Raw genomic sequence first — 12,913 nt, forward strand, 5'->3', positions numbered from 1 at the left:
CTTACGGCGCCACGGTATGGTTAACGGGCTTAACGAGACCTTGCCGTCACCCTTTCAGGACGTTACCGGACGTTGCGGAAAGCGCCTTCAGAAACATCCGGAAACAAAAAACTTCGCCCTTCAAACCGAATCTCCGACAAACAGAGCACATGGCTATTCCTTCGCCCAACATCCTGGTCGTCGAGGACGACCGCGAAACTCGGACGTTGATTGCGAAATACCTGCGCAACAACGCCTGCAACGTCACCGCCGTCAGCGACGGCCGCGAGATGACGCGCGCGATGGCCGACCATCGCGTCGACCTGATCATCCTCGACGTCATGCTGCCCGGCGAGGACGGCTTGAGCCTCTGCCGCAAGGTGCGCTCTGAGGCGCAGACGCCGATCATCATGCTGACCGCGCGCGGCGAGGACGTCGATCGCATCGTCGGGCTCGAGATGGGCGCGGACGACTACCTGCCGAAACCGTTCAATCCGCGCGAGCTCCTGGCGCGGATCAACGCGGTGCTGCGCCGGCAGGCCGCGGCGCAGGCCGCCAGCTCGATCGAAGGCGCGAGCACGCTGGCCTTCGAGGGCTGGCGCATCGACCTGCGACTGCGCGAGCTGCGCAACCCCGACGGCGCGCGCGTCGCGATGACGAGCGCGGAGTTCGACCTGCTGCGCACCTTCTGCGAGCGACCCGGCCGCGTGCTGTCGCGCGACAGTCTGCTGGATCTCACGCAGGGCCGCGCCACCGGCTCGTTCGAGCGCTCCATCGACGTGCTGGTCAGCCGCATCCGCCGCAAGATCGAACCCAACCCGCAGGATCCCACCATCATCAAGACGGTGCGCTCGGGCGGCTATCTGTTCACGCCGAGGACGGAAGCGGTTACGGCGCCCCTGAACAGCTGACCTCAAGCGGCCTGCCATGAATCTGTTCGGGTTCTTCCATCTCAGGAGCATCGGCGGACAGATCGCCGCCCTCGTCGTGGCGTCGATCATCGCGCTTCACCTGATCCTCACCGCCAGCTTCCTGATCAGCAGGCCGGACCGCGCCGAGATGCCGCCGGATAGCTCGCATCAACTGGCCAATGCCGCGCTGCTGCTCGGCAGCTCCGGCGCGAGCGAGCGGCCGCGGCTCATCGCCGACATCGCCCGCGCGTTCCCCTCACTCGACATCGTCGAGCTCGCGCCAGGCACGGCCACTGCGATCGAGGACACCGAAGGCCAGCACCTGCACGGCATCCGCCGACACCTCGGTCACGGCTACAAGGTGATGGCGCTGTCGCCCGACGGCGACGAGCACCGGGTCGGCATCCAGTTGCCCGACGGCACGATGATTGCCGGCCGCGTCGAGCCGGGACCGCGGCCGCCGCGGTTCTGGGGCGGGCCGTGGATGATGACGCTGCTGTTCGCGCTGATCAGCGTCACCATGCTGGGCCTGTGGGCCGCACATGCGCTGGCCCGCCCGCTGTCATCGTTCGCGCGCGCCGCCGAAGGCTTCAGCCTAGACGGCACTGCCGAGCCCTTGCCGGAGCGCGGGCCTGAAGAGATCCGTTCCGTCGCTCGCGCGCTCAATCGCATGCAGGAGCGGATCGCGGGGCTGATGGCCGACCGCACCAGGATGCTGGCGGCGATCAGCCATGACCTGCGCACACCGATCACGCGGCTGCGCCTGCGCGCGGAGTTCATCGAGGACGAGACGCATCGCAAGCGCATGCTGATCGACCTCGACCAGATGCGGTCGATGCTGGAATCGGTGCTCTCACTCCTGCGTAACGACCGCAGGATGGAAGCGGTGACGCTGGTCGACATCGCAAGCACGCTGCAACTGATCGCCGACCAGTTCGCCGACATGGGCTACACCGTGCATTACGATGGTCCCGCCCAGGCGACCGCCGCGGCGCGTCCCGACGATCTGCATCGCGGCATCACCAACCTCGTCGAGAACGCGGTGCGCTTCGGCGCCGAGGTGACGATCCGCCTCGACGTCGCCGGCACCAGGCTCACCATCGACGTCGAAGACGACGGTCCCGGCATTTCCGACGAGCGCAAGCAGGAGATGCTGGAGCCATTCGTGCGCGGCGACGACGCGCGCAACATGGACGACACCACCGGCTTCGGGCTCGGCCTTTCCATCGCACGCGCGATCGCGATCGCCCATGGCGGCGAGTTGTCGCTGCACGATCGCCAGCCGAACGGCCTGATCGTGCGCATGCAGTTGCCGATCTGGCAACCGAACCGCCTGGCGGCGTAATGCGAATGCTTCAGGCGGCGAGCGCGTGCTCGGGAGCCGGCTCGTCGTAGATCGCGATCGCCTCGAAGCGATATCCGCAGGCGCGGCATTTCCACAGATAGGAAACCCGGCCATTGCCCGGCTCGATCCAGTCGGGATGCGCGATCCGCGTGCCGCATTGCGCACAGGGGTTTTGCTTGGGGATGTCGCCGATGTCCGCTTGAATCAGGTCAGAGTGCGTCAGGTCTGATTGAATCAAATCTGATCTGGTCATGGCACGTCTCCCGATACGTGTTTTTTTGATTTGTGCTTTTTTAGCCATTCTTCGGCAGATGCGCGAATGGACAGGCCCGCTGTCGCGTGCGGCCTCAGCCTGCTGCACCTCACCTGGAGCCAACTTAACGCATGTTTAAGTCGTAAAGACGACGGCGCGCCCGGAAATTTTTGACGGCGACGTTTCGCCACATCATCGCCGTGTTCCACGGGCCTAACGCGAACAGGCAGGTCAATTCGACCGAGAGATATTCGATGAAAGCTTTAATCGTTGCCGCCGCAATTACGGCCGGAGTGTCATTGTCGCACGCTGCAGTCGCGGGCGAAGCGGAGTATTCCGAGATGGTTGCCGCGCATGCGCGCGCGAACGGCGTGCCGGAAGCGCTTGTTCACCGCGTCATCATGCGTGAAAGCCGCTATCAGCCGCATCTGATCGGCCATGGCGGCACGATCGGGCTGATGCAGATCAAGCTCGCGACCGCCCGCGGGGTCGGCTACGGCGGGGATGCCGCAGGCCTGCGCGATCCCGAGACCAACCTCACCTATGCCGTGAAATACCTCGCCGGCGCCTATCGCGCCGCGAATGGCGATTACGGCCGAGCTATTCGTTATTATGCAGGCGGCTATTACTACGCCGCAAAGCAGCAGCGGATGCAGATGGCGCAGCAGGCGGATGCGGTCGGCAATGCCTGGCTAGAGCCTAACGGCAACCCGCAGCCAATGTTCGCGCCGCACAAGCGGCTGGCGCGAAACGTCGCCAACGCGAGGGCGCAGGCCCAGAAATAGATTCTCGTGTCCCGGGCGCATTGCGGCGCGAAGTGCCGCAGTGCTGAACCGGGACCCATGCCGGTTCCGACCTCATGTCTCCTTATCTGGGCCCCGGCTCTGCGGCGCACCGCGATCGCGCTGCGCCGCGTCCGGGGTACGATTTGGGGATACGCGTTGACACACAGCGTCACTGGCATACATTAGCGTTGTTCCGAGGGGTGCTCCGAGGAGGAGCTGAGATACCGCTAAATGGGTGGGAACGCCCAGGACCGCGGTGACCCTTTGAACCTGATCCGGGTCATGCCGGCGAAGGGACAGGGATGTACCAGACGACCAAACGACCGGATTCACCGGTTTCCATCATCGGCGCAGGCATCGCAGGGGCCTGGCAGGCGCTGCTGTTCGCGCAGGCCGGCCACGCCGTCACTCTGCACGAGCGCAGTGACGCGGCAATGACGGACGCCACCAGCCACTGGGCCGGCGGGATGCTCGCGCCCTATTGCGAGGCCGAGGTCGCCGAGCCCATCATCAGCCGGCTCGGCCTGCGCTCCCTCGACATCTGGCGGCGCGAATTGCCGGATACGCCATTCAACGGCTCGCTGGTCGTGGCGCTCCCGCGCGAGCGCAACGATTTCGAGCGTTTTGCGAGGATGACGCAGGGCCATCGGCGGCTTGATGCCGCCGGCCTTGCGGCGCTCGAGCCGTCGCTCGAAGGGCGCTTCCGCGAGGCGCTGTTCTTCCCGACCGAGGGCCATGTCGAGCCGCGTCGCGTGCTGCCGAAGCTGCACGAGCGCATCCGCGCCGCCGGCGGCACCATCAAGTTTTCCAGCGACGTCAGCGCCAACGATCTCGATGGCATCGTGATCGACTGCCGCGGGCTTGCCGCACGAGAGGAACAATCGGAGCTGCGCGGCGTCAAAGGCGAGATGATCCTGATCGAGACCAGCGAGGTCCAGCTTGCCCGCCCGGTCCGGCTGATCCATCCGCGCTGGCCGCTCTACGTGATCCCGCGCGAGGCGGGCCTGTTCATGCTGGGCGCGACCTCGATCGAGGCGGAGGACACCGGCGTCAGCGTCCGCTCCGCGCTGGAGCTGCTCGGCGCGGCCTATGCCGTGCACCCCGCTTTCGGCGAAGCCCGCATCGTCGAATTCGGCTCCGGTCTTCGACCCGCCTTCCCCGACAATTTGCCGCGCATCGGCGTTCGCGGCGACTGGATCGCCGTCAACGGCCTCTACCGCCACGGCTTCCTGCTCGCGCCGGCGCTCGCCGAGCTGACGCTCGCTTACGTCGAGCGCGGCCAGATCGACAATGAGGTGATGCAATGCGCGTGAACGTCCAATGCGTTTGACAATCAACGGCGAGCAACGCGAGGTGAATTCGGCGAGCGTGGGCGCGCTACTCACCGAGCTCGACTACGAAGGCACGCATTTCGCCATCGCGCTCAACTACGACGTGGTGCCGAAAAGCCGCTGGGCCGAGACGAGCCTCAGGGACGGCGACGAGATCGAGATCATCACGCCGCGGCAGGGAGGATGAGGTGATGAAGGCACACACGCCGGCCACACCGCTGATGTTGCGCGAGCACACGCCACATACTCCGCTGTCATCGCCCGACTTGATCGGGCGATCCAGTACGCCGCGGCCTCTCGGTTCTAGCCGCGCCGCCTCTGGAATGCTGGACCCCCGCTGGAGCCTGTCATCGGGCTCGCCGAAGGCGAGGCCCGGTGGCGGGGATGACAGCTGCATTAGGGGAACGATCGACTGTCACAACAACGGCCTTTGGTTATGGGTCCCGGCCTTCGCCGGGACGACAGAGTCTATTGAGGAGACACCTCAGACATGGTGACCTTCTACGGCAAATCCTTCGCCTCCCGCCTGCTCATCGGCAGCGCGCTCTATCCCTCGCCCGCGATCATGCAGGCCGCGATCCGCGCATCTGGCTCGAACATCGTGACCGTATCGCTGCGGCGCGAGGCGGCCGGCGGCAAGACCGGGGACACCTTCTGGAACCTGATCCGCGAGCTCGACGTCACCGTGCTGCCGAACACCGCCGGCTGCCGCAGTGTGCGCGAGGCTGTGACCACCGCAAAGCTCGCGCGTGAATTGTTCGGGACGTCCTGGATCAAGCTCGAAGTCATCGCCGACAACGACACGCTTCAGCCCGACGTCGTCGGTCTCGTCGAAGCCGCCACCATCCTGATCAAGGACGGCTTTGAGGTCTTCCCCTATTGCACCGAAGATCTCTCCGTCGCGAACCGGCTGGTCGACGCCGGCTGCAAGGTGGTGATGCCGTGGGCCGCGCCGATCGGCAGCGCCAAGGGCATCATCAACCGCGATGCCCTGAAACTGCTGCGCGAGCGACTGCCCGACGTCACGCTGGCGGTCGACGCCGGCATCGGCGCTCCGAGCCACGCCGCCCATGCGCTCGAGCTCGGCTATGACGCCGTGCTGCTCAACACTGCAATCGCAAAAGCCGCCGATCCCGTCGCGATGGCGAATGCCTTCCGCCTCGGCGTCGAGGCCGGCCGCACCGCTTACGAGGCCGGGCTGATGGACGCCCGCGACTTCGCCTCCCCGTCAACCCCTGTCGTTGGGACCCCGTTCTGGCATGCCGTATCCTGATCGCAACGCGTATCCTGATCCCTTCTACGCCGTCGTCGACAGCCTCGCCTGGGTCGAGCGCCTGGCCAAGCTCGGCGTCGGCACGATCCAGCTCCGCGCCAAGAATCTGAACGACGCCGAAGCGCTCCAGATCGTTACCGACGCGCTCGCGGTGACGAACGGCACGCCGGCAAAACTCGTCGTGAACGACTATTGGCGCGCGGCGATCGTCGCCGGTGCAAAGCATCTGCATCTCGGTCAGGAGGACCTGGTCGACGCCGACCTCAAGGCCATCCGCGATGCCGGCCTGACGCTCGGCATCTCCACCCATGACGACGCAGAGCTTGCGACCGCGCTCGCGGCCGAGCCCGACTACGTCGCGCTGGGGCCGATCTTCTTCACCACGCTGAAATCGATGCGCTTCGAACCGCAGGGCATTCCAAAGATCACCGAATGGAAGAAGCGCGTCGGCAGCATCCCGCTGGTTGCGATCGGCGGCATCAAGTTCGAGCACGCCGCGGAGATCTTTGCAGCGGGCGCGGATTCCATCGCCGTCGTCAGCGACGTCACGCAGAATGCCGACCCGGATGCGCGGGTCAAACAATGGCTCGGGCTTAGTAGCAAGGAGGCTGCGTGATGCATCTCGTTACACACACCGCCGTCATCGCCCGGCTTGACCGGGCGATCCAGTACGCCGCGGCTTCTCCGTATTACGGTACGGCCTCTGGAATACTGGATCCCCGCTGGAGCCTGTCATCGGGCTCGCCGAAGGCGAGACCCGGTGGCGGGGATGACAGCGGCATTTGTCTTTCGCGCAGCGATACCAACGAAGCAGCGATACCAACGAATTAGTAAGGAGGATCTTTCATGAACATCCGCTCCAACCCTGAAAAAACCATCCCCGCCGTCACCACCGGCCCGCTGCCCTCCTCGCGCAAGATCTTTGCTTCGCCCGAGGCAGCGCCCGATCTGCGCGTGCCGCTGCGCGAGATCATCCTCTCCGAAGGCGCCGGCGAGCCGAACCTGCCGGTCTACGACACCTCGGGCCCCTACACCGATCCGAGCGTGACGATCGACGTCAACGCGGGCCTCTCCCGCAATCGCAAGGCCTGGGTGCTGGAGCGCGGCGGCGTCGAGGAGTATGAGGGCCGCACGATCAAGCCTGAGGACAATGGCGGCGTCTCCGCCGAGAAGGCCGCCCGTGCGTTCAGTGCCTATCACAAGCCGCTGCGCGGCCTCGACGGCCACAAGATCACGCAGCTCGAGTTTGCCCGCGCCGGCATCATCACCAAGGAGATGATCTACGTCGCCGCGCGTGAAAACCTCGGCCGCAAGCAGCAGCTCGAGCGCGCGGAAGCGGCGCTTGCCGACGGCGAAAGCTTCGGCGCCGCGGTGCCCGCCTTCATCACGCCGGAGTTCGTGCGCTCCGAGATCGCGCGCGGCCGCGCCATCATTCCGAGCAACATCAACCACAGCGAGCTCGAGCCGATGATCATCGGCCGCAACTTCATGACCAAGATCAACGCCAATATCGGCAACTCGGCGGTGACCTCGTCGGTCGAGGAAGAGGTCGAGAAGATGGTGTGGGCGATCCGCTGGGGCGCCGACACCGTGATGGACCTCTCCACGGGCCGCAACATCCACACCACCCGCGAATGGATCCTGCGCAACGCGCCGGTGCCGATCGGCACCGTGCCGATCTACCAGGCGCTGGAGAAATGCGACGGCGACCCCGTCAAGCTGACCTGGGAGCTCTACAAGGACACGCTGATCGAGCAGTGCGAGCAGGGCGTCGACTATTTCACGATCCACGCCGGCGTGCGCCTGCAATACATCCACCTCACCGCCAACCGCGTCACCGGCATCGTGTCGCGCGGTGGTTCGATCATGGCGAAGTGGTGCCTGGCGCATCACAAGGAGAGCTTCCTCTACACCCATTTCGACGAGATCTGCGACCTCATGCGCAAGTACGACGTCTCGTTCTCGCTCGGCGACGGCCTGCGTCCGGGCTCGATTGCAGATGCCAACGACCGCGCGCAGTTTGCCGAGCTCGAGACGCTGGGTGAGCTCACCAAGATCGCGTGGGACAAGGGCTGCCAGGTCATGATCGAGGGCCCCGGCCACGTGCCGATGCACAAGATCAAGATCAACATGGACAAGCAGCTCAAGGAGTGCGGCGAGGCGCCGTTCTACACGCTTGGGCCGCTGACCACCGACATCGCGCCGGGCTATGACCACATCACGTCAGGCATTGGCGCCGCCATGATCGGCTGGTTCGGCTGCGCCATGCTCTGCTACGTCACGCCGAAGGAGCATCTGGGTCTCCCCGACCGCAACGACGTCAAGACCGGCGTCATCACCTACAAGATCGCGGCCCACGCCTCCGATCTCGCCAAGGGTCACCCGGCCGCCCAGCTCCGCGACGACGCGCTCTCCCGCGCCCGTTTCGAATTCCGCTGGACCGACCAGTTCAACCTCGGACTCGACCCCGACACCGCAAAGAGCTTCCACGACGAGACGCTGCCGAAGGAAGCCCACAAGGTCGCCCACTTCTGCTCGATGTGCGGTCCCAAATTCTGCTCGATGAAGATCACGCAGGACGTGCGCGACTATGCGGCGACGCTGAACGATCCGAACAATGTCGGCATGTCGATGGCTGGCACCATCGAGGACGGCATGGCCAAGATGAGCGAGAAGTTCAAGGAGATGGGCTCGAGCGTGTACCTGGATGCGGAGAAGGTGAAGGAGAGTAACCGGGCGCTGTGAGACTCTCTGCCCGTCGTGTTCGAGCTTGATCCGAACATCCAGCGAAAGTGAAGAGGCCGGGCGAAAGCCCGGCTTTCTGTTTAACCACCTAAAGAGATGCACCCGGGTGAGAGCGCCGCTGCTTCAGCTCAACGACGCCAATTCACGCGCGAGATTGTCGCGAGCGCGCCGATCGTACTTCGCGGCGAAGCCGGCATCGGGATAGATGACCGGGCGGGCGGCAAACCGGCGAAGCACCCTGGCGCGGCCGGCGCGATAGTCGGCATCGCTGACGTGGATGAACTCCTGCCGGATGGCGGCGGCATAGGCATCGTAGCGTGCAGGCTCTGCGCCGAGGATGCTGAGGTCGATCGCGATCAGGATCGCGCCAAGGCGATCATCCGCCTTGACCTCGTGCGTTTTCGTCAGGCGGATCAAGCGGCCGACTTCGAGGCTGATATCGGCGCCGACGTGCCGTTCGGCCAGTTGGGCGCTGAGCTCTTCGTTATCCGATCGGGTCGGATCGTAGACGACGTCGTGCCACCAGATCGCCTCCGTCAGGATCTCGCGCTCGCGCACTGAGAGCGCTTCCACCTGCGCCAGCGCAGCGAGACAGTCCTCTATGTGCGCGAGGTTGTGATAGTGGCGGCCGGGTGCCGCATAGGCGGCAGCCAATTCTTCACGGTTCATCACCAAGGTATAGGATACGAAGGGTAGAAATGGTAGCCGTCGGTCCGAGCCGCCGGCTCGCCCACCGCATGCGAGTTTCATTGGCCCCTTCGATGTCCGACAGCAAGCGTAGCCCGGATGAGCGAAGCGATATCCGGGATTCGCTGCCACCCCGCATATCGCTGACGCTCATGCGGGCTACAAAACCTATGGACCTCTGATTTGCCCGTGACCGCCTTCCACCGCCTCCCCGACCAGCTTCGCGCCAACCTCCGCCTGGTCTTCGTCGGCACCGCCGCCAGCACCCGCTCAGCCCAACTCGGGCACTACTACGCCCATCCCGGCAACCGCTTCTGGCGCGCGATCCATGAGGTCGGCATCACGCCGCGGCGCTACCAGCCGGGCGAATTCGCCGCGCTGCTCGAACTCGGAATCGGCTTCACCGATCTCTCCAAGTCTGGCGCGGGAATGGATTACCAGATCGAGGCTGAAACGATCGACGTGGCGGGGTTTCGGAGCAAGATGGAGAAGTATCGTCCGAAGACGATCGCGTTCACGAGCAAGAAGGCTGCGAGCCTGTTCTACGGAAAGCCGTCCGCGATGATCTCGCTCGGGCGGCAGCAGGCTGATGGGCAATTTCCTGACGTGTTCGTCCTCACCTCCCCGTCCGGCGCCGCATCCGGCCATTGGACGTTGGAGCCTTGGCGCGAGCTTGCGGCGTGGATCGCTGCTTAGGGTGGGTTCGGAATAGCACCCCACACTCGGCGTCGTCCCGGCGAAGGCCGGGACCCATAACCCCAGGGAGCGGTTTGGCGAAGATTCGTCGCCCGGTACTCCTGCCACCCGCAGTCGATAAATCACGCGGTATGGGTCCCGGCCTTCGCCGGGACGACACCTGTGGATTTGGCAACGCAATGCTGTCAAAAATGCCACGTAGCTTTGCTCCCGCGTTGCGCATCTCGTGTATCTCGCTCCGCGGATCGATGGAGAGCTTGCACCCATGCTGACCCTCTATTCCTACCCTCAACTCTTCGGCGTCGCCGACAACAACGGCTATGGCCTCAAGGTCTACGCCTTCCTGAAGCTCGCGGGCGTGCCGTTCGTGCACGAGCATGTGTTCGATGCCTCCGCCGCGCCGCGGGGGCAGCTACCCTATGTGGTCGACGACGGCGAGACGATCGGCGACAGCGAGACGATCATCGCGCACGCAATCGCGAAATATCGCCTGACGATCGATATCGGCCTCGCACCGGAACAGCGTCGGACCAATCTCCTCGTCACGCGCATGTTGGATGATCTCTACTGGGTGATGTCCTATTCGCGCTGGAAGGACGAGCGCTATGTCGGGGCGTTTTGCGACGCGTTCATGACGCAGCATCCGAAAGTGGATGCCGAGGGGCTGGAGAAGGCGAAGGCGTACAACGCGCAGCGCTATTATTTTCAGGGCATCGGCCGCTACACGCCCGACCAGGCCTATGCGCGGGGGCTCGCCGATCTCGAGGTGCTGGCCGAGATCGTGCCTGCGCAGGGTTTCGTGCACGGGCCGGCGCCGACCAGCGTTGATGCCGGCATCTACGGCTTTCTCGCCAACATCCACTTCTTCCCGATCCCGACGCCGCTGAAGGCCTTCGTCGATGCGCACGAGAATCTCGTCGCGCATTGCGAGCGGATTCATGCGGCGGTCGGTTCGTAGCTCGTAGGGTGGGCAAAGCAAAGCGTGCCCACCACTTCTGTCTCAGTCAAGGAAAGATGGTGGGCACGGCGCTTCGCGCCTTTGCCCACCCTACGCACCTCGTCTACCGCATCGTGATCGCAAGACCGCTGAGGTCCGCGTTCGCCATCAGGCCTACTTGCGTGCCGGAGAGCTCCAGCACGGCGCCCTTCTGGTTGGTCAGCACGATGGCGCGGGCGCCGGCGCCCACCGCGAGGCCGGCACCGGCGGCGCCGTAGACCCCGGCGACATCGGAGGGGCGGAAGATGTTGGAGACGCGGCCGCGCAGCACGGTCTTGGAGCCGCCGAACACGAGGCCGTAGTCGAGGCCGCCGGTCGAGAGCGGATAGGCGCGGCCGCGGAAGTTGAGCACGCCCGAGCCGCCCGAGCCGCCGATGATCCAGCCCGCCTTGTAGATCGTCAGCGTCACGAAGCCGCTGTCGGCCCGCGCGGCGGTGGAGAGGCCGGCGAAGGCGATGACGGCGACGAGCGCGGCGCGGAGGGTGGATGCGAACTTCATGAGGGCGGCTCCGGAAATGTTTGGTGGGGATAAGCGAATCAGGACGCGCGAATCTATCCGATGGATCGCGGCGGCAAAATGTTCGGCAGGCGACAGCAGCGCGCATGGTGCGCCCCCTCTCGCCGTGGGTGGGGAGAGGAGGACGGAACGCCACTGTGGAATTGTGCTGGTGATTTGCCCGACGTGTCAACCGCCTTTTCGGTCTTCCCGAATGGCACCTTTTCGTCCATTTCTACTTTGCATGGGGTTGTTTTCGACATTTTGTCGGAGCAGGGCGAGCCGCCTCCCCCGGAGGAGCGAAGCGATATCCGGGATCTTGATGAAATCCCGCATGTCGCTACGCTCATGCGGGCTACGCGACTCTCCATGACACGAGGTGACCCATGCCGATCCAGCATTTCGCACCGCCGCCGCACGTCAAGGCGCCGCCGCTGTCCTTTGCCACCCGCGTCGGCGATCTCCTGTTCATCTCGGGCATTCCCGGTTTCAACGCCCATGGCGCGCTGCCCGAGGGTTTTGAGGCGCAGTTCGCCAACGTCGTCATCAACATCAAGCGGGTGCTGACGGAGGCAGGCGCGACGGTGCACGATCTCGCCAAGGTCAATGTGCTGCTGACCCGTGCCTCCGATGTCGCACCGATGAATGCGCTCTATGCCGGCGCGTTCGGCCCACCGCCCTATCCGGCGCGCACCACCTGCGTGGTGCACGCGCTGCCGGACCCGAGGATGCTGATCGAGATCGAAGCGGTGGCGTCGCTGGCGAAGTGACACGAACGCATCGCAACTGACATATACGTGAACGATGGCAGCATCGGCTTGCAACGGGGACGCTTTTGCCGCACGAGTTTTGCACTTCACGTATCAACAAGGGGATAAATTTCAATGCGTCGCGTTCTTGCTGCTTGTGCCGTCGCCGGCATCGCCTCGTCGGTCTTTGCCGTGCCGGCGTCCGCCAAGGTCGGCTATTATGTGATCCGCTGGGACAACACCGGCATTTGCCAGATCTGGAACGAGGACCTGCGCTACAAGCCGACAGAGTGGCCGTCGACCTACAAGGTGGTCAGCAAATCATTGCCGACGTTCACCGCCGCCAATGACGTGCAGCTCAAGCTGCGGGCCGAGCGCCGCTGCACGCTGTAAGCGGAAAGCAGAGATCATCGATTTTGCGGGGCGGATGCGCTGACAGCGTCATCCGCCTTTTCATTGCACGGGCAGTTGCCCCTCATTTCCAGCCACATTCCTGCGATTTCCACCCGCTCGTCTTTGAACCTGTTTCGGCCAGGGAACTACTCACCTGTTGTCCGGGCTGCACTCCCCAAGCGGCCCGCGCCAGCCTTCCCAGACATTGTCGGGAGGAGCATCACATCTTTCATTTGAGGAGCTATCCATGCGTCGTTTTTCCATGCTGTGTGC

General features: G+C 64.5%; 15 protein-coding genes and 1 riboswitch. Of the genes, 12 read left to right on the top strand and 3 right to left on the bottom strand.

What is annotated here, in order from left to right; all coding sequences use genetic code 11:
- Window positions 1-149: 149 nt before the first annotated feature.
- Both Q3C01_RS22110 and Q3C01_RS22115 read left to right on the top strand, forming a co-directional pair.
- Window positions 150-890 carry a response regulator gene (locus Q3C01_RS22110; RefSeq protein ID WP_458147413.1) on the top strand — a complete coding sequence of 247 codons (741 nt, stop codon included), beginning with the start codon at window positions 150-152 and terminating at the stop codon, window positions 888-890.
- Window positions 891-906: 16 nt separating this feature from the next.
- Window positions 907-2,235, top strand: a complete 1,329-nt coding sequence (locus Q3C01_RS22115; RefSeq protein ID WP_458147414.1) for an ATP-binding protein — start codon at window positions 907-909, stop codon at window positions 2,233-2,235.
- A 10-nt stretch (window positions 2,236-2,245) separates the two neighbouring features.
- Here Q3C01_RS22115 and Q3C01_RS22120 read toward each other — a convergent pair whose 3' ends face one another.
- Window positions 2,246-2,443, bottom strand: coding sequence for a hypothetical protein (locus tag Q3C01_RS22120; protein ID WP_458147430.1), 198 nt, complete (start codon window positions 2,441-2,443; stop codon window positions 2,246-2,248).
- A 299-nt stretch (window positions 2,444-2,742) separates the two neighbouring features.
- Between Q3C01_RS22120 and Q3C01_RS22125 the strand changes: the two genes are divergently transcribed.
- The 6 genes from Q3C01_RS22125 to thiC all read left to right on the top strand — a co-directional run bounded on the left by Q3C01_RS22125 (window position 2,743) and on the right by thiC (window position 8,622).
- Window positions 2,743-3,273, top strand: coding sequence for a transglycosylase SLT domain-containing protein (locus Q3C01_RS22125; RefSeq protein ID WP_458147415.1), 531 nt, complete (start codon window positions 2,743-2,745; stop codon window positions 3,271-3,273).
- Window positions 3,274-3,459: 186 nt separating this feature from the next.
- A riboswitch (TPP riboswitch) is annotated at window positions 3,460-3,588 on the top strand.
- Window positions 3,576-4,586 carry an FAD-dependent oxidoreductase gene (locus tag Q3C01_RS22130; RefSeq protein ID WP_458147416.1) on the top strand — a complete coding sequence of 337 codons (1,011 nt, stop codon included), beginning with the start codon at window positions 3,576-3,578 and terminating at the stop codon, window positions 4,584-4,586. It overlaps the preceding riboswitch by 13 nt.
- A 7-nt stretch (window positions 4,587-4,593) precedes the next feature.
- Window positions 4,594-4,791, top strand: a complete 198-nt coding sequence (gene thiS / locus Q3C01_RS22135; RefSeq protein ID WP_458147417.1) for a sulfur carrier protein ThiS — start codon at window positions 4,594-4,596, stop codon at window positions 4,789-4,791.
- A 303-nt stretch (window positions 4,792-5,094) separates the two neighbouring features.
- Window positions 5,095-5,877 (top strand): thiazole synthase, encoded by a 783-nt coding sequence (locus Q3C01_RS22140; RefSeq protein ID WP_458147418.1) that lies wholly within the window; start codon window positions 5,095-5,097, stop codon window positions 5,875-5,877.
- A complete protein-coding gene (locus tag Q3C01_RS22145) occupies window positions 5,864-6,493 on the top strand; it encodes a thiamine phosphate synthase (protein WP_458147419.1) in 630 nt (209 codons plus the stop codon). The genes Q3C01_RS22140 and Q3C01_RS22145 overlap by 14 nt, the downstream gene beginning before the upstream one ends.
- A 230-nt stretch (window positions 6,494-6,723) precedes the next feature.
- Entirely contained in the window at window positions 6,724-8,622 is a 1,899-nt protein-coding gene (gene thiC, locus Q3C01_RS22150; RefSeq protein ID WP_458147420.1) for a phosphomethylpyrimidine synthase ThiC, read from the top strand.
- Between the two features lie 123 nt (window positions 8,623-8,745).
- On the opposite strand, the gene Q3C01_RS22155 is transcribed toward thiC, so the two are convergent.
- Window positions 8,746-9,291: an HD domain-containing protein gene (locus tag Q3C01_RS22155; protein WP_458147431.1), complete on the bottom strand. Its 546-nt coding sequence runs from the start codon at window positions 9,289-9,291 to the stop codon at window positions 8,746-8,748.
- 201 nt (window positions 9,292-9,492) lie between these two features.
- Here Q3C01_RS22155 and Q3C01_RS22160 point away from each other — a divergent pair, with 201 nt between their 5' ends.
- Together Q3C01_RS22160 and Q3C01_RS22165 are read left to right on the top strand one after the other, a co-directional pair.
- Window positions 9,493-10,005, top strand: a complete 513-nt coding sequence (locus Q3C01_RS22160; protein ID WP_458147421.1) for a mismatch-specific DNA-glycosylase — start codon at window positions 9,493-9,495, stop codon at window positions 10,003-10,005.
- Window positions 10,006-10,270: 265 nt separating this feature from the next.
- The gene (locus Q3C01_RS22165; protein WP_458147422.1) at window positions 10,271-10,963 is read left to right on the top strand and encodes a glutathione S-transferase family protein; all 693 of its coding nucleotides are present in this window, start codon (window positions 10,271-10,273) and stop codon (window positions 10,961-10,963) included.
- Window positions 10,964-11,066: 103 nt separating this feature from the next.
- Here the strand turns inward: Q3C01_RS22165 and Q3C01_RS22170 are convergent, their stop codons facing one another.
- Window positions 11,067-11,501 (bottom strand): hypothetical protein, encoded by a 435-nt coding sequence (locus Q3C01_RS22170; RefSeq protein WP_458147423.1) that lies wholly within the window; start codon window positions 11,499-11,501, stop codon window positions 11,067-11,069.
- A 383-nt stretch (window positions 11,502-11,884) separates the two neighbouring features.
- On the opposite strand from Q3C01_RS22170, the gene Q3C01_RS22175 reads away from it, so the two are divergent.
- Both Q3C01_RS22175 and Q3C01_RS22180 read left to right on the top strand, forming a co-directional pair.
- Complete coding sequence (locus Q3C01_RS22175; RefSeq protein ID WP_458147424.1) at window positions 11,885-12,268, top strand: RidA family protein; 384 nt, start codon at window positions 11,885-11,887, stop codon at window positions 12,266-12,268.
- A 114-nt stretch (window positions 12,269-12,382) separates the two neighbouring features.
- Window positions 12,383-12,640 (top strand): hypothetical protein, encoded by a 258-nt coding sequence (locus Q3C01_RS22180; RefSeq protein WP_458147425.1) that lies wholly within the window; start codon window positions 12,383-12,385, stop codon window positions 12,638-12,640.
- Window positions 12,641-12,913 lie beyond the last annotated feature (273 nt).

The organism is Bradyrhizobium sp. UFLA05-109 (assembly GCF_054185165.1).